Origin of the sequence: Micromonospora sediminimaris (assembly GCF_016863575.1) — a bacterium.
Lineage (GTDB): Bacteria > Actinomycetota > Actinomycetes > Mycobacteriales > Micromonosporaceae > Micromonospora > Micromonospora sediminimaris.
This window is the reverse complement of the sequence record NZ_BOPD01000041.1, coordinates 1-20,111: the sequence shown is the minus strand read 5'-3', so window position 1 is coordinate 20,111 and position 20,111 is coordinate 1. Positions and strand designations below refer to the sequence as shown.

Sequence of the window (20,111 nt, the reverse complement as noted above, 5' to 3'; positions counted from 1 at the left end):
CAGGGGGCGGAGCAAAGATCGGAGGTACGCCGGTGCGCCGGCGAAATCATTGCGAAAGGAACTCGTCGTGAACGAGCGCGTCACCGTTGACATGTGGTTCGACCCTATTTGTCCCTGGGCGTGGCTCACGTCCAGATGGTTGCTGGAGGTGGAGCGGGTTCGTCCGGTCGACGTCCGCTTCCAGGTGATGAGCCTGTCGGTGCTCAACGAGGGTAGGGAGCTGTCCGACGACTACCGGGAGCTGATGCGGAACGGGTGGGGGCCGGTGCGGGTTTGCGTCGCCGTGCAGCAGCGGCACGGCGCTGACGCTGTGCGGGCGCTCTACACGGCCCTGGGTACGCGGATCCACCTCGGCAAGGAGCCACTCGGTCCGGAGCTGTACGTCGCCGCCCTGACCGAGGCCGGACTGGACCCGGCGCTGGCCGAGGCGGCCGGGGACAGCGACCTCGACGCGCCGCTGCGGGCCAGTCACGAGGCTGGTATGCGGCCGGTCGGCACCGACGTCGGCACCCCGGTCATCCACGCTCCCGGCCCCGGCGGCCGGCAGGTCGCCTTCTTCGGGCCGGTGGTCACTCCGGCGCCCAAGGGCGAGGCCGCGGGTCGTCTCTGGGACGGCGTCCTGCTGGTCGCCGGCACCCCCGGCTTCTTCGAACTCAAGCGCAGCCGCGACCTCGACCCCATCTTCGACTGAGGTGCGAGCAAGGCACCTTGGCGACGCTTGGTGACCCGCCGGCCCCGACGCCCGGCAGCGCCGCTGCCGTTGGGGCCCGGCGTCACCGGTGCGGTCACGGACTCGTTTGTCCCGATGTCCGCAGCCCACCGCTCGTGGAGGTGCCTGGTGGCCAAGCATCGTGCCCCGGTCGACGATCGCTGGAGTCGGGAGGAGGGCGTCGGCGGGGGAGTGCCACGGCCGGCGCCGATCCCGGGGAACGGTCGGGCGGGCGCCTGGTCCGCGCCCCGGCAGGATCGCAGCCCGAACGCGGCCGGCCGGTTCGGGCGCAACGGCGCGGTGGGCATCGCCTCGGTCCCCGCCACCTCGCGGTTGACCCCTCCCGGCCGCGAGATCCGGAACCAGGGGCCCCGGCCGGCGCTGCCGCGCCGTCCCATCGTGGTGCCAGCGCTCGCCGGCCGGCATCGACGGGCGGCCGAGGCGGAGCGTTGAGCTGGTGCCCCGGCTTTCATCTGGTGGGCTCGGGGCGGGTCCGGCGGCGGCACCCGACGCGTCGCCGGTAGCGTCAACTGTCATGACGGTCGTGCACCCGATCACCCGCGCCTGGATCACCACTGGTGGTACCGGTGCCCAGAACTACGACGAGTTCGCCGACGACGCGGAGATCACCGCGATCATCGAGGCGAATCCGCACAGCGCCCTCGGCATCGAGATGCCGCACAAGGCCCCGGAGAGCCTCGGCCGGTCGTTCGCCGACGCACTGCCGGACGCGGTGAGCCGGCTCGCGGAGGCGAAGGCCGACGGCAGCTACACACCGGCAGAACAGGTGGTGGTGCTGTACCGGATCAGCGCGCCGGGCGAGGAGCCGGCCTATGGGCTGTTCGCCATGGTCGACACCGACCAGATCTCCACCCGGGCCGACGAACCCGGCCTGGTCATCCGCAACGAGGACGTCTTCATCGCGAAGGTGCGCGAACGGGTCGCGTTGGCCGAGGCGTTGGGGCACCTGCTCTCACCCGTACTGCTGCTGCAGACCGGGCGCGGCGACGAGCTGCATGTGGCGCTCGCGGCGGCCACCGACGCGGCCGGGGTGCCCGCCGCCACCGACACCGACCAGGCCGGACGTACCCACGCCATTTGGCTGGTCGGCCCCGGCCCGCAGCAGGACGAGCTGACCGCCCTGGCCGGCGGGGGTGAGTTGGTCGTCGCCGATGGCAACCACCGCAGCCTGGCCGCGCAGACCGGCGGGATGTCCCGGTTCCTGGCGGTCGTCACCACTCCGGCCTCGGTGGCCATTCAGCCGTACAACCGCCTGGTGAGCGAGCTGACCACCACCCCCGGGGAGCTGCTGGAGCGGCTGGCCGCCGCCGGGGCGCGGATCGCCGAGCTGGATGGCCCGGCCGAGGTCCCGGCGACCGGCGGCAGCGTCGTGCTCCAGCTTCCCGATCAGGCGTACGCGGTGACGCTGCCGCACACCGGCGCGGGTCGCCTGGAGAATCTCGACCACGCCCTGGTCGAGCGGCTGCTGTTGCGCGACGCCCTCGGCCTGGATCCGGGTGACAAGCGGATCACCTACGTGGGCGGTGACTACCCGTCCACCTGGCTCACCGGCGAGGTCCGGGCCGGTCGGGCCGAGTTGGCCGTCCTCATCGCGCCGGTGACCGTCGACGATTTCGTCGCGGTGAACCTGGCCCGGGAGAAGATGCCCCGCAAGAGCACCTGGTTCACCCCGAAGGCACGCGGCGGCCTGGTGGTCGCCGAACTGCCCTGATCCGTTGCCCGTCCCACCGGGCGCCGCCCCGGCGGTGCCCGGTGGGACGGGCCTGACAGACTGCGCGTTATGCGCGTCTACCTGGGATCCGATCACGCCGGTTTCGAGTTGAAGGTGCACCTGGCCAACCACCTCGCCAAGCAGGGGTACGAGGTGGTCGACATCGGTCCGCACGCCTACGACCCGGAGGACGACTACCCGGCCTTCTGCCTGCACGCCGGCACCCGCGTGGTGGCCGACCCGGGCAGCCTGGGTGTGGTCATCGGTGGCTCCGGCAACGGCGAGCAGATCGCCTCGAACAAGGTGGCGGGGGTGCGGGCGGCGCTGGCGTGGAACGTCGAGACCGCCCAACTGGGCCGACAGCACAACGATGCAAACGTGGTCGCCGTCGGCGCCCGTCAGCACACTCTCGACGAGGCCACCGCCATCGTCGAGGCGTTCCTGACCACCTCGTTCTCGGGCAGTGACCGGCACGCTCGTCGGATCGCCCAGGTCGCCGAGTACGAGCGCACCCGGCAGCTGCCCGACCTGCCCTGATCCGCGACTCTGGGACGATCACGCCTGATCCGGGGTGGGGCAGACCACTCGACCCCGGATCAGGACGGGTCAGCGGCGGGGCAGTTCGTCGCGAGGGGTCCAGTTACGGCGGACGATGACGACCCGCTCCGCCGCCGCGGCGAGATCCTCGTCGGTGGGTCGGGCGGCGTCCCGCGCCCGCATCGCGGCGGTCACACTGACCTGCGACGACCCGGACCCGACCAGCCCGCGTAGCCCCCGTTCGCCTTCTTCGGGGGCACCGTTGCGTCGCCCGCGCGGGGCCTCACCGCCGTCGTGCACCCCGGCCGTGGTGGCCGCCGCCGCACCACCGTCGATCCCGCCTCCCGGGGCGCCGTGGTGCCGATGCCGTCGTCGTCGCCGTTCCCCGCCATCCGCCACCCCCCGACCGTACCCCCACCGCCGTCACCCGACCGCCTCGCTGATCAGGCCGTCAGAAGATCTCCATGGCGGAGGGGGCTCGGTGCCAGGTGAAGGCGGGGCCGGTGGCGGTGAGCGCGCCGGGGCGTAGCTCGCGCAGCCGGCCGGTCTCCGCCAGTGCGGCCGGGGTCACGCCGCCGAGGAACAGCTCGCCGAGGCAGCGTACGTCGCAGGCCAGGTCGGCCGGCCCGCTCGCCGGTGTGCAGGTGGCCTCGGTCGGACCGCCCCGCAGCCGCCACCGGCCGGTGTTCTCCGGCAGCAGGTGGTCGGTCACCTCGATGACCACGTCGATGTCGGTGGCGTAGCGCCGGGCGGCGAGCGCGGCCGGCACGTCCACCACCCGTACCCACAGCGCGTCGACCAGCCGGCAGTTGAGCCGGCGCGGTTCGTCGAGCAGCCGCAGCAGCGGCTCGTCCACCGCCGCCCGCATCCACGCCAGCCGTCGGGTCAGGTCGAGTGAGAGCAGCATCCGCCAGATCGCCAGATACCCCGCCGGGGTGCTCGCCACCACCTCGTCGACCGTGGTGAGACTGTTCGGGCCGCCGTCGTCCCACTCGGCCTTGGTGCGGAACAGCCCGTAGCCGTCGACACCGTCCGGTCCCTCGTGCAGCACCACCCGCCGCTCGGTGGCGCCACCACGGTGCGCCTGCGGGTCGACGAGCACGTACCGCCACCACCTGTCGTCGCGCGCCGACCAGCCGGGGCGATCGGCGCGTACGCGCTCGTACACCCGGGCCAGGTCGGCCTGTCGGTCGGTCGGGCGGTCCAGGCGCAGCCGGCCCTCGCCCGGCGTCGGTGCCGGTAGCCGCAGTTCGGTGGTCTCGCCGGAGACGTGGTACCGCTGGGAGGCCAGGCCGTAGCCGAAGCGCGGATAGATCCGGCCCTCGCTGGCCCAGAGCACCGCGACCGGCTCCCGGCGACTGTCGTAGATCTGACGCAGTTGGTGGTGCATCATCGCGGTGAGCAGGCCCCGCCGACGGTGGGTGGGCGCGACCCCGACCATGCTGACGTGTGCGGCGGCCAGGTCACCACCGGGCACGCCGAGCGTCCGGGTGAACGCGATGGCGGTGGCGACCAGGTCGGACCCGTCGCGGATCTGCAGGGCGCGTTCCGGTTCGAAGATCGGACGTTCGACTTCCTGGGCTTCGGTATCGAGCGTCTGATGGAACAGGGAACCGAGGAACCCGTTCATCTCGTCGAAGTCGTCGGCGGTGGCGGTCTCGATCGCCAGGGCGGAGGTGGTCACCGCTCGTGTCTAGCCGATCGGTGTGGGTGGGGCGACCGATTTGCGGGCTGGCTACCCTCGAAGTCTCCAGCAGCGTCCGGGGGCGCCGCCGGTGAAAGGGGGAGGGAACGACATGGCCGAGCAGACGCAGCCGTGGGCGGAGCGGACCGTCGAGGTGCCGCCGCAGCCCGATGGCGGGGTGCCGCCGCAGCGCGACCCGTACCGTCGGGGTGTGGCCCAGGTCGGTGCCCGGGCGCCGCGTACCGAGCCGTTCCCGACGGTGGAGCACGAGCAGACCGGCACCGGCTGGCCCGGCGAACCGGTGCCGCGTCAGCCGTTGAGTTGGCACGTGGCCCGGCTGAAGCGCGGCGGCGAGTGGAGCTTCGCGGGAGCGCTGTTCGCCTTCGTCTGCTGGGGGATCTGGGCGATCTCCGGCGGCGGCGACCTCGTCGGACCGGTGGTGATCTTCGTGCTGAGCCTGCTGGTCGCGGCCGGGTTGTTCACTCTGGCCCGGCTGCTCGGCCGAGTGGTGCTGGAACGGCAGTTGGGCCGGGTCCGGCGCACCGCCCGGGGAGCGCACCTGGTGACGGCGGTGTTCCTGACCGGCCTCGGTGTCGCGTTCCTGCAACAGACGCAGTGGATCATGGACGCCTGGACCTGGCTGACGACCTGAGTGGCCGTCACCGGGCGGGCCGGCTCGGCGGCCGACCCGCCCGGTTCGTGGTCGCGTCGCACCGCGACCGAGGTCGTCACTCCACCAGGACGGCCGCCTGCTTACCCCGCCCGACGCGATTCATCCCCGCCCGCCAGGCGGTGCGGGCGACACGCCCTAGGAATCCTCGGGCCGGTTGTCTGCCGCGGCCGGGTGGCCGTCGTCTCCGTCCGGCGTCGCCTCGTTGCTCGCCGCCTGCTCCATCGCGTACGCGCACAGTTCCTCGAAGGAGACGTTGTTCTCGAGCGCGATCGCGAACAGCTTCTCGAACGAGTCCATCACCTCCACCGGGACCGAGCCGCCGCGCACCCGGTGCAACCAGGCGGACTGCTGTTCCAGCGGGTGGGTGCCGACCGCCGGTTCACCGACGTACAGGGGAAACGGCACGCGCGCCGTGCCGAACCGGCACGGGATCATGAAGTACCTCACCGGACCGTCCCTCCATCGGCACGGATGTCCACCGCACCGATGCTGCCGGTATTGGCGATGTTGATGCCGCCGAGATTGTGTTGTTCGACCGCGCCGGTGCGCGGCGCCGGCTCGTGGCGCGGATGATCGTCGCCGTCGTTCACCTCGGCCGCGGGCGGTGTACCCCGCTCGGTGGACAGAGACGCAGCATCTGCCCGGGTCTGCCGTCGGGTACGGCTGGCGGCGACCACGGCGCTGACCACGGTGACCAGGAAAGCGCCCAGCCCGGCCCACCAGCTCGCGCGTTCGAGACCCTCGCTGGCCAGGAAGATCACGCCGATGACCAGCAACATGGCGCCGGCCAGCGCGTAGACCACGACCCAGCTGACGGCCCGCCAGTTACCCCACATGTCTCCATCGTGGCCCTTCACTTCCCGTGCCCCGTGGGCCGTTCGGTCAGTAATGGCCGCGCCACGTATGGTTGTGCGTCTTACCTGCGCCGGGTTTTCTGGTTCGGTGACACCGCCGCAGGATGACGTGCCATCCGTCAGTCGACCGCCACAGTCACCCGCTGATGCGCTTGCCGGGTTGCTCCGTGACCTGCCCGGCGGTGCGACCGGCGCCGCCGGGCAGGCCAACACGGGCGGTACGAACATCGCCAACAGCGGCGTCATCGAACGCCTCACGGTGGCGTTGTCGGCCGCACATCCACAACCATCGACCACCGCCTTCGTCAGCTACCCGGAGAGCGACCGGGACTGGGTGGAACAGTCGCTGCTGGCGGCCCTCGATCCGCTGCCCATGCAGCTCTTCTACTCCGGTGGCCAGCTGCACCAACCCGACGACTGGGAAATGGTGTACGCCGTCATGGACAAGGCGTCACTGCTCATCGTGGTGGGTCGGGACAGCTCGGTGGTGCGTGATCGGCGGGTCCGTGACCAGGTGGCCTATTGGCTCGACAACCATCCGGACCGCAGTGGTGTGGTGCTGGTCGGCCAGCCGGACAGCCGGCCCGAGGCGATCGATCGACGGCTCGCCGGCCTGCCCATGGTCGCGGTACCGGGCGGCGACGTGGCTGCGGTGGCCCGGGCCGCCGCGAACGACCGGCTGGTCCGGGTCATCCGCTTGACGCCGCGCGCCGAACCGGTCGCGACCCGGGACCGGGCGGCCGACGAGGACGCGCTCGCCCCGGTACGCGAGGCGTACCTGCGCTGGGTGTACCGGACGCACAGCGGTATCGACAGCGTGATCGCCGGGGTGTCGGTGACGATGCCGCTGGCCGAGTGCCCGCCACCGGGGCCGCTGGTTCGCGACGGTTCGACCGGCCGAGCGCGGACCACCGAACTCGATCATCTGCGTAGCCGGGCCCGTCAGGCGGCCGGGGGCGGCACAGTGCCGGCCAGCGAGGCCGAGTTTGCGGTGCTCGCCGATCGGCCGCTGCCGACGTACCTGTCTCCGGCACGATCGATCGACCGGCTCGACCTTTCCGGGTTGCCGAACCTGTCCCCCGGCCGACTGGCCGGCACCGTCTGGCGGGCGATCGTGCTCGGCGAGCCCGGCAGCGGAAAGAGCAGCATGGTGCGCCGGCTCGCACACGACACCGCCGCGCGGCAACTCGCCGACGACGGGGAGCATGATGAGGTGCGGCGGCTGCCGGTGCTCTGTCGGGCCGCCGATCTCGCTGTCGGGCTGGCCGGCACCGAGGAGTCGGCGGAAGGGCTGGCCGCCCTCGCCATCCAGCTCGGGTGGGCCGGTGCAGCCCCCACCGACCCGGCCAGCGGCGACCCGTTGCCGCCCGACGAACTGGCCAGGCTCGCCCGGGTGGCGCTGCGTAGCCGGCGGCTGGTGCTGATTGTCGACGGTCTCGACGAGGTGCCCTCGCTGACCGATCGCCGCTCCGTCGCCGCCGCACTGGATGTCTTCGCCGCCTCCGGCGGTGTCCGGCTGGACCATCCCGCGCGGGCCCGCGGAAACCAGACGATCATCACCAGCCGGATCGCGGGCTACTACGGGGCGGCGCTCAGCGACCGGTTCGAGCAGTTGCTGATCGGGCCACTCGACGGCGACGGGGTCGCAGCGGTAATCGATTACTGGCTCGGCGGTTACTTCGCCACCGTTCACGTCCCCGAGGCAAACCAGGCACAACGTCGTACCGAGATCGATCAGGTGATCACCGGTGGTGGCTCCGCCGTGTGGCAGCTCGCCGCCAACCCGTACCTGCTGGTGTCGCTGATCTCGGTGGTCCTCTCCGGACTCTCCGGTCGTCCCGGTAGCCGCGGTGACCGGTGGCTCCGGGCGGACCTCTACACCGCGATGGTCGAGCACGCGGTGCGACGAGGGGGGCTGCGTTTCCCCGACGCGTCGGTCGACACCCTGATCCGGCTTCAGGCCGCGGTCGCGTACCAGATACACGACGTGTCACGAAGCGGGCTCGTCGAACGCACCACGCTCACCACCCTGTGTCACCGGGCGCTGGACCTGCTCGGCGAGCCGGTGCCGCCAGTCGTCGCCGAGCAGGCGGAACTGGTGATCGCCAGCATCGACCTGCTCACCGATCGTGGGCAGGGTTTGTACGGGTTCCGGCACCTGACGGTGCAGGAGTACTTCGCGGGCCGGTGGCTCATCGACGCCGGCACCGTGGACGCGATCGTCACCGGGATCAGCGACCGGCTCGGCGACCCACGTTGGCTGGAGGCGGTCCGGCTCGCCCTCGGTCAGCTCAGTCGGGTCTCGGAGAACGTCTTCTCGTCGGTACTCGACGAGTTGCTCACCGGGCCCACCAGACGACTGGCCGCCGAGATGCTCAGCCACAGCCTGGCCGACATCGCCGGGCTGCGCCGGCAACACCTGCGTGCCCTGGTCCGGGTGGCGGTGGAGACCGAGGCCGAGCTGACCGGCGCCGTCGTCACGCTGTACCCGGACGGCGCCCGGATGCTGGAGCCGCTGCTGCGCTGGGGCGTCAGCGTGCAGGGCGACACCGCACCTCGACTGATCTGCGAAGCGCTCTGCGAGCACCTGCGCGATCCGTTCCCGGCGAGCATGGTCGCCGCTGCCCGGCTGATCGACGCACTACGCCTCGACGACCGATCGGTCGTGCAGGCGCTGCTGGAGGCCCAGCACCGGGACGGCGCGGACCACGGCTGGCAGGCCACCCGCGCGCTGCTCTCCGTGCTGCACCGACGGATGGCCGCGACCGGTGGCGGTGACCCCGAGGAGGTCAGGTCCAGGCTGGACGCCGAGCAGCAGGCGCTGCTGGCGGCGATGGCGAGTGCCGTACCGCCGACCGTCGGCGCGGGCAGCGGCCGACGTCGTGCCGGCATCCGCGGCACCACCACGATTGGCGTACGCAACCAGATGCGCATCGCCCTGACGACCGAAGCGGCGCTGCGTGACCGGGTCCGCGGCGACCTCGGGTGGCTCCGGGTGATCCTCTGCCTCTACGGTGGCATCCCCTTCCTCGACATGATCCACTGGCTGCGGCGGCGGGACGAGGCCATGTCGGTGTTCGCCGCGCCGACCAGCGGGCCGGCGGAACGCTACCGGGCCGCGGTCCTGCTCGACACCCTCATCCAACCGGCGATCGCAGCGCGTGGTCCGCACCCGGTGGCGCTTCGCCCGGAACAGATCGCGGTCGACAGCCCACTGACTGATCGACTGCTGACCTGGTTGCGTACCGCCGTGCCCGGTAGCGACCTGCCGGGCCTGCTCACCGACGTGCTCGCCGACCGGCGCCTCGATACCGACACACGCGGCGACGCCCTGGCGGCCTGGCTGGTGCTGGACACCGGTGAGCAGCAGCCGTCCGCGACAGCGCCGTTCGTCGGGCCGGCGGCCGAGCCGGACGACGACAGCGCGGCCGTGGAAGCGGTCCGGCAGCGGGCCCGGTGGCGGCTGGGCCGCACCGACATGCTGCTCGGCGACGCGCTCGCCGGCCTCAGCCCGCTGGCGGCCGGAGCCGGGCTCGCCGGGGACGCCTCCGCCGACCAGTCCCGGGACGTTTTCGCCGATGTCGTACGCGCACTCTGGGTCGTCGGGCATCCCCGACGGGGCGGCGACTCGTCGACCGACCGGCCGTTGTCCGAGGATCTGGCGCTCGCGGTCTGCGGGGCGAACGAGGACAAGGAGTACGACGTCGCCGTCATGCTCGACGTCAGCGGCCGGGACATGGTCAACGTCGCGGGCGGCCTGGCCACAGCGCTCGCCGGGGTAGCGCGGACCGAGTCCGTCGCCGCCGCCGGCACCGACGACTGGCTACTCGACCCGCTCTCGCCGCCCACCGACGACCTGGCGGAGGCACTCACCGTGCTCGCGGGTCTGCATGCCCGGTGGGGGTTCCTGCGGTGCTGGTTCCTGGATCGGCTGGCCGAGCAGATCATCGCTGCGGGATTCCGTACCGAGGCGGCCTGCCTCGCCTTGGAGGTGCTGATCACCGATCCGACCAGCGCCCGGCGTACCCTCGAACGACTCGGCACGGCTGGCGGTGCCCGGCCGTCCGGCGATGCTCCTGCCGAGGACTCCGACCAGCACGATGAGGCTGGTGACGTCGAGCAGGCGGCGGGCGATCCACCGCTCGTCGGGAGCGGGCTGCCAGGCGATCCGATGGCGCTGGCCGCCCTCGACCGGTCGGGTGGGCAGCCCCGGCCGACGTACGCTGATCTCCGTGGGCGGATCCGGCTCGCGGCGCTGCTCGGTGACCGCTGGACGCTGCCCGCTCTCGACCGGGCGCTCAGCGGCCTCACCGACGGACACCAGCGCCTGCGGGCGATCGAACTCGCCGTGCAGGAGCGCCTGATCGCACCGGGCCCCGACCTGCTGGAGCGGGCGGTGTCGGCGACCCGGCAGATCGACGACCCTGCGGCACGTGCCAGTGCGTTCGCCCGGGTGGCCCGGTGGGCTGACCCGGACACCGAGGAGGCCCTGCTGTGCGAAGCGCTCGTCGCGCTGCGGGGCGCACCGCCCGACGAGGTCGCCCGCGTGCTGTCGGTCCTGCCACCGCCGGCAAGCGACGAGACACGGGCCCGGCACGGACGGTGCGAGACGGTGCTGACCACACGCCGCCAGCGCAGCATCGCCCGGGGCGACGCGGCAGGTGCGCTGCTCAGCCATGACAGGGTCGGCCGGGACGCGGACACGACGCAAGCCTGGGCCGCGCTCACCACGGCCGTGCTCTGCCGTCGCGGCCTCGACCTGCTCCGGGATGCTGCCGGTCGGTTCACATCGGAACGCGCCGCCTGGTCCGCCCTGTCCGACGGCGAGCGACGCCCCGCCGCACTCGCTGCTCTGCGCGCGCGGGCGGCAGCCGGTGTGACCCCGCTTCGGCTGGAGAACCAGGCCGTGGCTGGCCTTGACGCGCTGCTCGCCGCAGAGCAGGTCGACGACGCCGTCGACCTGCTGGCATCCAGCCGGGCGACCGCACGGGTGCCGAGCCTGCCCCGGTGGCGTGCGCATCCCCGGGCGGAGTTTTCGGCCGTCGCGACGCTGCTGGCGATCGAGTCCGGGGAACTGGATCCAGCCGCCGTGGCTCGCCTTCCGGAACTGCTCCGCAGCGGTGACGACCGGATCCGGCTGCGGACGCGGACCGCCATCGCCACGGTGTCCCGAGGCGGGCAGGGTCCACCGAAACTGCGGGCCAGCGCACTCGGCGCGGCAACGATTGTCGAACTCGTACGGCTGGTCGGTGACGCCCACGAGCGTCATCCGCACCTCCACGGCGACCTGTCGTGGGCGCTGGCCGACGTCGTGCACGACGCACCCGGTGTCCTGCGAACGGCGCTGGAGACGCTCTCCCCGGAGCCGGGTACCCGGCAGCGACTGCTCGCCGGGCTCCATCACCTGCGCCTGCCGGTTCTCGACATGTTGCTCGCGGAACTGCCCCGCCTCTGCGACGAGGAGCAGGCGAAGGTGCTCTGGGCGCTGCGGAGGGTGGCCTGGTCGCCGAGCCGCTTCGGCATGGAGACCACCCGGCTGCGTCGGGCGGCCGGCGCAGCCCGACGATGTGTAAACGAAAGCGGCGACGGACCTGCGGCGCACGCATTGCGCCTGCTCGGACAGATCCTGCCCGTGACCGGCCTCTCCATCGAATCGCTGCTCGGCGAGGCGCTTTCCGGGGACGGGCTCGCCGTGGCTGCCTGCGACGGCGTCGGGTTCCTGCTGAACCGGGTGCGATGGGAGGCGCCGGATCTGGACACCACGGAGGCGATTGCCGAGTTGTGGCTGCTGGCTCGCGATCCGTACGAGCCGATCGCCGTCGCCGCGTTGACCGCGTTGACCCGTGCGGGAGCGACGATCGAGGACGACGCCTCCATCGCACCCGACCTCGTGCTGCGTGGCCTCGTCGGGGCGGTGGACCCGTTCCTGGCCGGCGACGAGTGGCTGGCCGGCCTACGGCGGGCCGCACGTTTCGTCCTGCACGGCGCCCCGGCCGGGCACAGCGCTGCGCCGAACCCGCTGCTCGCGCTACTGCTGGACGAGGTTGTCGAGGAGATCGTGGACCGCGACGAGGCAGCTGACCGGGTGCGGTGGGATGCCGAGACCGACTATCTGTCCGTGCTGTGGGCGGTGGCGACGAGGCAACCGGCCGCCCTGCGGGAGGCAGTGGCCGATCAACCACACGACCTGCCCGCCCTGCTGCTGACGCTGCTCGGACGAGAGCCGGCGTGGGCGATCCGCAGTGTCGCCGGTGCGTTGCTGGTCATCCTGAGCGACGGTGACGCGCCGTCGCTGCGAACTCTGCTGGACATGGCGTGGGACACCGACGCGGTCGGAGAACGGGTCCTGAGCTCCTTCCGGTGGCTCGACCGGGTCACGGCTGCGGGCCTGGCAGAACTAGTCCGGGCCACCGCCGACCCGTTCGTCGCCCGGGCCTACTTCGCCGTGCAGATGCTCGCCGCGCTCGCGAAGCAGGGGGTACTCGGGCCCGAGGAGCAACGGACCGCGCTGGCTGCGGTGGCCGGAGCGGTTCGTCGCCCGGACGCCACCCGACACGTCCTGCTCGAACGGGACGGTCGGATCAGCAGCCTGGGCACCCTGGCGGACGCCTGTCGGCAGGCCGTCGGCTGGCTCGAATCGGATCGGCGGTCGCGCGATTCGCAGGCCGCCCATGCCGGTGTGGTGCTTGCCGCCTCGGGCGTCGGTGGCGAGCCGGTTACCTTGCGGCTCACCGGCGACGTGCCGACCAACGAGCCGATCCGCTACCAGATCGAATATCTCCAGCAGACGGAGAACATCGAACTGCCGGGCGTCCTGACCCAGCAACTCGGCGCGGTCACCGCAGCCGCCGCCGGGGCTGCCGTACCGCTGCGTGCCCTGCTGCCGGCCACCGGCGGGCAGGTGTCGCCCGCAGTGGCCCGAGAATGGGTGCCGAGCCGACCGGCCGAGCCGGAAGCCGCGCCGAAGGTCGCGCGGGACGAGTCGTCGACGCACCCGCTGCTGCTGGTCCTCGGCGCGAACATGGTCGGTGAGGAGATCTACAGCTACCTACGGGTGCCGAAGCAGCAGATCGAGGACATTCGCTCGGCGCTCGCCTCCGGCGCCCCGTTCACTCCGGCCGACTTCGGAACGGTGATCTTCAGCGGTCGGGGCAAACCCAGCCCTGAGGTCACCGAACTCGTCGGCGTACCCGACTACCTGATCCAGTTCAACGCACCGCCTGCGGCGGCGCCCGTGAACAGCGAACCGTCCGACGAGGTGTCACCCACTGACGTACCCGGGGCCGGGTAGCGCAGGTCCGTACCGGGACGTCCAGGTCAGGCGTTCAGGTACGCCAGCACGGCCAGCACCCGGCGGTTGTGGTCGTCGGAGGGCGGCATGTCCAGCTTGGTGAGGATGTTGTTTATGTGTTTGCTCACCGCCTTCTCGGTGATCCGGAGCTTGCCGGCGATCGCGGCGTTGGAACGGCCCTCGGCCATCTCGCCGAGCACCTCCCGTTCCCGGACGGTGAGGGCTGCCAGCGGCTCCCGGCGGGCGAGGAGCTGTGTGATGACCTCGGGATCCATGGCACTGCCGCCCGCAGCGACGCGGCGCACCGCGTCGATGAACTCGCCGACGTTGGCGACCCGGTCCTTGAGCAGGTAACCGACGCCACCCTGCGGAGTGCTGAGCAGTTCCCGGGCGTACAACGGCTCGACGTGCTGGGAGAGCACCAGGATCGGCAGTCCGGGGATCCGGTTCCGGGCCGCGATCGCGGCCTGCAGGCCCTCGTCGGTGAACGTCGGTGGGAGCCGGACGTCGACCACCGCCACCTCGGGCTGGTGGGTGACCAGGGCGGGTAGCAGAGCCGGGCCGTTGTCGACGGACGCGACCACGTCGAATTCGAAGGCCTGCAAGATGCGGGTCAGTCCGTCACGAAGGAGTGCGTGGTCCTCGGCGATGACAACGCGCACGGCAGCTCCATGGTGACGACGGTGGGCCCACCGGGCGGGCTCGACAGCGCCATCGTGCCATCGAAGGCGGCGAGGCGACGCTCGATACCACGCAGACCGGTGCCGGCGGCGGAGTCGGCACCGCCGGCACCGTCGTCGGTCACCACCATCGTCAACAGTCCCTCGACGTGGCGCAGCGACACCCACGCGTGGTGCGCGCGACTGTGCCGGACCACGTTGGTCAGGGTCTCGGCCACGGCGAAGTACGCCGCCGACTCGACCGGCGTGTCGAGCCGGCCGGGAAGATCGGCGTCGACCGCGATCGGCACGGGCAGGCTGAGCGCCAGTGCCCGCACCGCGCCCTCCAGACCACGTTCCGCCAGTACGGGCGGATGGATGCCGCGGACCAGATGCCGCAGTTCGACAAGCGCCGTACCGCTCGACTCACGTGCCTCAGCGAGCATCTCGTGAGCCGCGGCCGGATTGCGGTCGATCAGTTCGTCGGCGAGCCCGATCATCATGCCCAGCGAGACGAGCCGCGCCTGGATGCCGTCGTGCAGGTCGCGTTCGATGCGGCGCAACTCGGCGGCCTGAGCGTCCACCGTGCCGGCCCGGGTCACGGTCAGCTGGGTGACGCGCAGCCGGAGCTCGGCGGCCCTGGTCGGCGCGAGGAGCAGCCGGTCGAACAAGGCGTCCACGCGACGCAGCCACGGTGCCGCCCACAGGCCGAGGGCCAGGATGGCAGCACCCTGCGGAACGCAGAGCAGGGCCTCACCCACCGAGTCGACGGACCAGACCGTGCCGTAGCCGTACCAGTCGGTGCCGAGCCAGATCCACACCGGCGTCAGCGTCAACCCCACCAGCCCGTACAGCGGTATGGCCAGCGCGACCACGCCGAGGACGACCCCGACCAGGGCACCCGGCACCAGCCAGGCGAGATCCCGCCAGGTTGCCGGGTCGGTGACGACCCACCGGAAGCGGCGCCACCCGCCGGGTACGGCCCGCTCCGGAGGCGGATGGTACGGACGGGCCACCAGGACACCGGACCGGGCGGCGACCCGCCGCTCAAGATCGGTGCGTTTCCTGACCAGCTTCGTCGTCCAGGGCACCAGCGCCATGCCGAGGAAGGGCACCGGCACCAGCGCCAACGCGACGATCGACAGGACGACCAGCGGGAAGTTCGTGAGCGCCAGGCCGATCGCGGCCACCCCGGCCAGCACCGAACGCACGCCCCGGCGGACCCACGGGGCAATCCGTTCACCAGCTCCGGCCACGTCCACAGGTCACATTCTGCCCACGGCGGCTGCCGATTGTCGGTGGTGCCAGCACCCCCTCCGCAGAGGAGGTAGAACTCCTGACGCGCAGATCGTGACGCGGTTTGCTGGTTCCATGACGACCACGACGACCGGCAGCGATTTCGCCGTACTCGCCCGCCGGATCACCGGAGCGGGCCTGATGCGGCGGCGGCCCGCGTACTACCTCGTCCGCCTCAGCGCCGTCGCGCTCATGTACGTCGGCGGTTGGACGGCCTTCTTCGTCATCGGTTCCTCCTGGTGGCAGATGATCACGGCCGTCTTTCTCGCCGTCACGTTCGCCCAGGTGGCACTGGTGGCGCACGACCTGGCGCACCGTCAGGTGTTCCGTACCAGACGACCCAGTGAACTCGCCGGACTGCTCGCCGGGAACCTCGGCGTCGGGATGAGCTACGGCTGGTGGATGGACAAGCACACCCGCCACCACAACAACCCCAACCACGACGACCTCGATCCGGACGTGGCACCCGAGGTGCTCATCTGGGCGGCCGAGGCAGCCGCCGGCCGGCGCGGGCTGAAGGGCTTCATCACCCGGCACCAGGCCGTACTCTTCTTTCCGCTCCTGACGCTGCTCTCCGTCAGCCTCAAGGTGTCAAGCGTCAAGGCCCTGCGCGACGGCACGGTGCGGCGTCGCGGTGCGGAGAGCGCCCTGCTGGTGCTGCACGCCGTCGGCTACCTCACGGCGCTCCTCGTGGTCCTCACGCCACTCCAGGCGGTCGCCTTCCTGCTGCTGCACCAGGCCCTGTTCGGCGTCTACCTCGGCATGACGTTCGCACCGAACCACAAGGGCATGCCACATCCGACCGGCGACGAGGACTTCCTGCGCAAGCAGGTGTTGACCTCCCGCAACGTCCGTGGCAACTGGCTCACCGACGTGGCGCTCGGCGGCCTGAACTATCAGATCGAACACCACCTGTTCCCCGGCATGCCGACGCCGAACCTGCGCAAGGCGCAACCGATCGTGCAGGCGTACTGCGCCGAGATCGGCGTGGCGTACGAACAGACCGGCCTCATCGACTCCTACCGCCAGGCCCTAAGACACCTGCACGAGGTCGGCGCCCCCGCCCGCGCCGAACACGCGGCCCGCTGAGCCAGTCGACGCCGTACGTGCCGGGTGCCAAGGTTCACTAGACATGGCCGCTCCAAGTCGTGGACGGTGGGAATCAGCGACCGCGCGCCAACTCCTCGACCTCGGCGAAGCTCACGACGCGGTCACACTCATCATCGGTCAGCTTGTTGATCAGAGCCTTGCCGGCCTGAGCCTGCCTGGTGCTGGGCAGGTCACCGGCAACAAGGTCCGGCAGCGCCAGTTCGTAGCCCACCCGAGCATTGGCCGAATACCGATGACGGGTACGCGCCACCGCACTCGCCACCCGCACGGCATGCTCATTGCCCGGCGGAACATGCCGACGGTCGACCTCACGGGCACCGAACCGCATCCGATGATGGAACTCGCACGTCTCGCACGCGGCCGGCCCCTGGGTCAGCCGTGACCCGCACGCCGGACAGCTCAACCGATCGATCGCCCCGTCGACGGTCCGCCAGTCGTACGCCGCCGGATCATCGGCCACCAGCCAGGCCAACTCGACCGCCTCGGAAGAATCAGGCTCGACATCGAGGCCGACGGCAAACCGCTCCCACGCCTGACGAATCTCCGACTCGATCTCCGCGATCACACGAGCCAGCAGCGCGCTACGCCAGGCGCGGGAATCACCGGTCACGGTGTCGCCAGTCACGGTGGCAATCGTGGCAGCACCACACGCACCGCGGCCACCACTCCTCGGTGCGACGGTCAGCCGCCTGCCAGACCCGAACAACCCGGGGTAGTCAGCGACGCGGCAGTCGATGATCCCGCCTCGTCGGTGTGCCCGAGTCCGCAATCGTCCCCTGGCCCTCTCGTCGGCAGCCACGATGCCAAGCGGTGCAGTGGGCTCCGATCGACTCAGCATGGGGACGGCGGCCACAGCTTCCCCGAACTATCGTGCCGCCCATGCTGTTCGACGCGTCCATCTCGCAGATGTTCTTTGCCTCGGTCTTATGGCTCGCTGGTCAGGTCGTCCTGTACGTCGTGATCCGGACAGCCGTGCGCCACGCCATCGAGGACGCGGATCGTCGCCGAGCCGCAGAGCAACGTGGGTGAGCCGTAGAGTCTCGCTTCGCCAGCAGGCCGAGTGACACGGACCGCACCGCGCGCTCGCGCCGTGCCTAGACGCCCGGACACCACCGAATCACAGGCGGTGCCGGCAGCCGCGCTGCTACGAGCGAATAGACCGCTCCGCAGGGGAGAGCTGCTGCGGCAGAACCGCAACCCGGGCCCGAGCCACGGCTACTGCCATGATCGGGAACGGCACCTGGCCGCGTCTTGGCTGGAAGTTGCTGGAGCGGGCGACGGGAATCGAACCCGCACCGTCAGTTTGGAAGATCGTTTCCGGCTGTCATGATCTGCCCGGATCGCCTGGTCAGTCGGGGTGTGGTCGGGCCCGATCATGACCCCTGCTGACCGTCTGGGACACCGGCTACTGGCACGTGGCTGGCACGGCTGCGCAGAGGCGCGCGGCTGTCCGGCGGTGTGCGGCTTACCGCCCCCGGCCTGTCGGGCCGGGGGCGGCTTTCCGTGCCGCCGGCTCTCCGCGCGGCCGAGTGACGCTGGTGTCGGTGGTGACCGTGCGACAATGGGCGGCGGTGTGTGATGGAGGAGGTGGGTCGTGATGTCGAGCAACGCCGAGCGGATGCCCGAGTGGCCGACCGCTGAGCACGTGCCGGCCGAGGAGTTGGCCCGCCGGCAGGGTGTGCGGCCGGTCGCCTCCGTTGACGACCTGGCCCGCCCGGATCTGTTCGAGTCCGACGAAGAGCTGGACGACTTCCTCGCCGACCTGTACGCCTCTCGGCGGGCCAGTGCCGCGTGAGCCTGGTCGTCCTGGACACCGACGTCGCGTCGGCGATCCTGCGGGGCCGCCTGCCTGACCGGCTTCGTGCCCGGCTGGCCGGTAAGACCCTGTGCATCACGTTCGTCACGCTCGGCGAGTTGACCAAGTGGACCGTGCTGCGGAGCTGGGGGCCGCGCAAGCTGGCTGACCTCGCGCAGTGGCGATCCGGGGTCGTGCTGCTGCCCTTCGACGAGGCGGTGGCGACCACCTGGGGCCAGCTCCAGGCGCGGGCGCAGCATCGGGGACGTCCCCGGCCGACGAACGACTCCTGGATCGCGGCCTGCTGCCTGGTTGACCGGCTTCCGCTGGCGACCTTCAACGGCAAGGACTACGCCGATTTCGCCGAGTACGACGGCCTACGCCTGTTCGACGTCTCGTAGCTTCACCTCCCGCCCGCCGCGACCGGACGGCGGCGATTAGTCCTGCCGGTCAGCGGCCAGCCGAACCCACACGCCCGGTGGCAAGCCGCGCAGCGGCGCGGCAGCCGATCGCCCCGACCTCGACGGTGGCCAACCGTCGTCGCGAATCGCCACGGCACCAGCCTCGGCCTGAGCCACCTCGTCGACGCGTAAATCGCTGTGAGAAGACGATGGCAGCCTCCTACCCTGGGGCTATGCGGCGTCGCCAGGATCGGATTCGACGTGAAATCGGGTCGTTCATGAAGGCGTACGGACGTGCGGCGGCCGGCAACGGCAGCGACCCCAACGACCGCCACTACAGCCGCAAGCTCGAAGCCGAGATCAAGCGGATGAGACCGGAAGACCTCGATCGCCTGCTACGCGACGAAGACGGTGACGACGACACCGAAGATGCCTGACCATCGCGGACCTCTCGCCCGCCGCGCCGGCCGATGCCTGCCGGAGGCCGCCAGCAGGCCGAGTGCGGCGGGCGGGCCGCGCTTGCGCGGCCCCTTGTTTTCACCGGGGACAAGGGGGCGGTGTTGCGTTCCGGCAACTTCCGGCGCGCGCTCGGCTGGGCGGCGGCGCTGCGGGCGGCTGGCATGCCAGACGGGTTCCACTTCCACGATCTGCGGCACACCGGCAACAACCTGGCGGCGGCGACCGGGGCCAGTACCCGTGACCTGATGCACCGGATGGGTCACGCCAGTATACGGGCGGCGCTGATCTATCAGCACGCCAACAGCGAGCGGGACCGGGAGATCGCCGACGCCATGGACCGCCGCATCACCAAGCAGACGAAGCGCGCGACGGCCAAGGCCAAGCAGAAGCCGACCAAGGGCAAGAAAGCCACGCGGCCGGCACGTAAGACCGCCTCCGACGGCACGGCCGGCGCTACTGGCACGCCAATGGCACGCAAGATCAAAGAGAGCTGAGACGAGAACGGCCCAGGTTCGGCGATCATGCCGTTCACCTGGGCCGGAGTTCGTGGAGCGGGCGACGGGAATCGAACCCGCACCGTCAGTTTGGAAGACTGAAGCTCTGCCATTGAGCTACGCCCGCGTACACCCGGAGGACCGGGTGCGCCCGACAGCCTACCCAATACCCGCGGCAGCCGCGCGGCCGTATCCCCGTGCCGCGCCTGCGCGTCGATCCTCGCAACATGCGGCATGTTGCGGTCTCACGAGGCCGAGAAACCGCAACATGCCGCAAACTGCGCCCGCCGACCCGCCGACCCGCCGACCCGCCGACCCGCCGACCCGCCGACCCGCCGACCCGCCGACCCGCCGACCCGCGCCGACCCGCGCCGACCCGCGCCGACCCGCGCCGACCCGCGCCGACCCGCGCCGACC

19 protein-coding genes and 1 tRNA gene are annotated in these 20,111 nt (G+C 71.3%); 12 read left to right on the top strand and 8 right to left on the bottom strand.

What is annotated here, in order from left to right; all coding sequences use genetic code 11:
• Positions 1–67 precede the first annotated feature (67 nt).
• From Vse01_RS26015 to Vse01_RS26000, 4 genes are all read left to right on the top strand, one after another.
• The gene (locus Vse01_RS26015; RefSeq protein ID WP_093411278.1) at positions 68–691 is read left to right on the top strand and encodes a mycothiol-dependent nitroreductase Rv2466c family protein; all 624 of its coding nucleotides are present in this window, start codon (positions 68–70) and stop codon (positions 689–691) included.
• Between the two features lie 147 nt (positions 692–838).
• The gene (locus tag Vse01_RS26010; RefSeq protein WP_093411281.1) at positions 839–1,162 is read left to right on the top strand and encodes a hypothetical protein; all 324 of its coding nucleotides are present in this window, start codon (positions 839–841) and stop codon (positions 1,160–1,162) included.
• 82 nt (positions 1,163–1,244) lie between these two features.
• Complete coding sequence (locus Vse01_RS26005) at positions 1,245–2,441, top strand: DUF1015 family protein (protein WP_093411283.1); 1,197 nt, start codon at positions 1,245–1,247, stop codon at positions 2,439–2,441.
• Positions 2,442–2,510: 69 nt separating this feature from the next.
• The gene (locus Vse01_RS26000; protein ID WP_093411285.1) at positions 2,511–2,978 is read left to right on the top strand and encodes a ribose-5-phosphate isomerase; all 468 of its coding nucleotides are present in this window, start codon (positions 2,511–2,513) and stop codon (positions 2,976–2,978) included.
• A 69-nt stretch (positions 2,979–3,047) separates the two neighbouring features.
• Here the strand turns inward: Vse01_RS26000 and Vse01_RS25995 are convergent, their stop codons facing one another.
• The gene (locus Vse01_RS25995) at positions 3,048–3,377 is read right to left on the bottom strand and encodes a hypothetical protein (RefSeq protein ID WP_093411286.1); all 330 of its coding nucleotides are present in this window, start codon (positions 3,375–3,377) and stop codon (positions 3,048–3,050) included.
• Between the two features lie 52 nt (positions 3,378–3,429).
• A complete protein-coding gene (locus tag Vse01_RS25990) occupies positions 3,430–4,662 on the bottom strand; it encodes a GNAT family N-acetyltransferase (RefSeq protein WP_093411288.1) in 1,233 nt (410 codons plus the stop codon).
• A 112-nt stretch (positions 4,663–4,774) separates the two neighbouring features.
• On the opposite strand from Vse01_RS25990, the gene Vse01_RS25985 reads away from it, so the two are divergent.
• Positions 4,775–5,314 (top strand): hypothetical protein, encoded by a 540-nt coding sequence (locus Vse01_RS25985; RefSeq protein ID WP_093411290.1) that lies wholly within the window; start codon positions 4,775–4,777, stop codon positions 5,312–5,314.
• Positions 5,315–5,470: 156 nt separating this feature from the next.
• Here Vse01_RS25985 and Vse01_RS25980 read toward each other — a convergent pair whose 3' ends face one another.
• A complete protein-coding gene (locus Vse01_RS25980; RefSeq protein WP_093411292.1) occupies positions 5,471–5,782 on the bottom strand; it encodes a DUF2610 domain-containing protein in 312 nt (103 codons plus the stop codon).
• Positions 5,779–6,171 carry a hypothetical protein gene (locus Vse01_RS25975; RefSeq protein ID WP_093411294.1) on the bottom strand — a complete coding sequence of 131 codons (393 nt, stop codon included), beginning with the start codon at positions 6,169–6,171 and terminating at the stop codon, positions 5,779–5,781. Before Vse01_RS25975 ends, Vse01_RS25980 begins: the two co-directional genes overlap by 4 nt.
• A gap of 127 nt (positions 6,172–6,298) precedes the next feature.
• Here Vse01_RS25975 and Vse01_RS25970 point away from each other — a divergent pair, with 127 nt between their 5' ends.
• Complete coding sequence (locus Vse01_RS25970) at positions 6,299–13,480, top strand: NACHT domain-containing protein (RefSeq protein ID WP_139233257.1); 7,182 nt, start codon at positions 6,299–6,301, stop codon at positions 13,478–13,480.
• A 26-nt stretch (positions 13,481–13,506) separates the two neighbouring features.
• Here the strand turns inward: Vse01_RS25970 and Vse01_RS25965 are convergent, their stop codons facing one another.
• Together Vse01_RS25965 and Vse01_RS25960 are read right to left on the bottom strand one after the other, a co-directional pair.
• Complete coding sequence (locus Vse01_RS25965) at positions 13,507–14,142, bottom strand: LuxR C-terminal-related transcriptional regulator (protein WP_093411297.1); 636 nt, start codon at positions 14,140–14,142, stop codon at positions 13,507–13,509.
• Positions 14,094–15,401, bottom strand: a complete 1,308-nt coding sequence (locus Vse01_RS25960) for a sensor histidine kinase (RefSeq protein WP_232511485.1) — start codon at positions 15,399–15,401, stop codon at positions 14,094–14,096. Before Vse01_RS25960 ends, Vse01_RS25965 begins: the two co-directional genes overlap by 49 nt.
• 109 nt (positions 15,402–15,510) lie before the next feature.
• Here Vse01_RS25960 and Vse01_RS25955 point away from each other — a divergent pair, with 109 nt between their 5' ends.
• Positions 15,511–16,524 carry a fatty acid desaturase family protein gene (locus tag Vse01_RS25955; RefSeq protein ID WP_093411298.1) on the top strand — a complete coding sequence of 338 codons (1,014 nt, stop codon included), beginning with the start codon at positions 15,511–15,513 and terminating at the stop codon, positions 16,522–16,524.
• A 73-nt stretch (positions 16,525–16,597) separates the two neighbouring features.
• On the opposite strand, the gene Vse01_RS25950 is transcribed toward Vse01_RS25955, so the two are convergent.
• A complete protein-coding gene (locus Vse01_RS25950; RefSeq protein ID WP_232511486.1) occupies positions 16,598–17,170 on the bottom strand; it encodes a hypothetical protein in 573 nt (190 codons plus the stop codon).
• A gap of 254 nt (positions 17,171–17,424) precedes the next feature.
• Between Vse01_RS25950 and Vse01_RS25945 the strand changes: the two genes are divergently transcribed.
• From Vse01_RS25945 to Vse01_RS25925, 5 genes are all read left to right on the top strand, one after another.
• Positions 17,425–17,574, top strand: a complete 150-nt coding sequence (locus Vse01_RS25945; RefSeq protein WP_170863644.1) for a hypothetical protein — start codon at positions 17,425–17,427, stop codon at positions 17,572–17,574.
• Positions 17,575–18,142: 568 nt separating this feature from the next.
• The gene (locus Vse01_RS25940; RefSeq protein ID WP_093411300.1) at positions 18,143–18,340 is read left to right on the top strand and encodes a hypothetical protein; all 198 of its coding nucleotides are present in this window, start codon (positions 18,143–18,145) and stop codon (positions 18,338–18,340) included.
• Positions 18,337–18,741 carry a type II toxin-antitoxin system VapC family toxin gene (locus Vse01_RS25935; RefSeq protein WP_093411303.1) on the top strand — a complete coding sequence of 135 codons (405 nt, stop codon included), beginning with the start codon at positions 18,337–18,339 and terminating at the stop codon, positions 18,739–18,741. Before Vse01_RS25940 ends, Vse01_RS25935 begins: the two co-directional genes overlap by 4 nt.
• 233 nt (positions 18,742–18,974) lie before the next feature.
• A complete protein-coding gene (locus Vse01_RS25930; protein WP_139233258.1) occupies positions 18,975–19,178 on the top strand; it encodes a hypothetical protein in 204 nt (67 codons plus the stop codon).
• 33 nt (positions 19,179–19,211) lie between these two features.
• On the top strand, positions 19,212–19,694 hold the full coding sequence (locus Vse01_RS25925) for a tyrosine-type recombinase/integrase (protein WP_093411307.1): 483 nt from the start codon (positions 19,212–19,214) through the stop codon (positions 19,692–19,694).
• 53 nt (positions 19,695–19,747) lie between these two features.
• Here the strand turns inward: Vse01_RS25925 and Vse01_RS25920 are convergent.
• Positions 19,748–19,821 (bottom strand) — tRNA-Gly (locus Vse01_RS25920).
• Between the last annotated feature and the right edge of the window lie 290 nt (positions 19,822–20,111).